At 39.4% G+C, this 226-nt stretch carries 1 protein-coding gene; it reads right to left on the bottom strand.

Annotation, left to right across the window (positions count from 1 at the left end):
- On the bottom strand, positions 1-201 hold a 201-nt coding region (locus IAE40_RS25610), incomplete at its 3' end, for a hypothetical protein (protein ID WP_200604077.1).
- Positions 202-226 lie beyond the last annotated feature (25 nt).

The following is a 226-nucleotide window of genomic DNA, read 5'->3' as shown; positions in this document are numbered from 1 at the left end:
TAAAGCGACTGGAACCCCGCAAGACAATCCAACAAGAATAGACTTATGAATATCCTCCCAACCAAACACCCAATAATCAAACTTATAATAACCAATAATCGCCCCCACAAGATGCGCCAATATGCCAATTACAAGAAAAAGCAATACAGAATACACCAACAACATAGCCATCAATAAAAACCCAACTCTTTCCAGCTTCACTTTATATCTCCTACAGAACCGAGCT

Origin of the sequence: Pseudomonas sp. S44, assembly GCF_016624805.1 — a bacterium.
GTDB lineage: Bacteria > Pseudomonadota > Gammaproteobacteria > Pseudomonadales > Pseudomonadaceae > Aquipseudomonas > Aquipseudomonas machongensis.
Note: the sequence above shows the minus strand (reverse complement) of the source record. Positions and strands in the feature narration are given on the sequence as shown.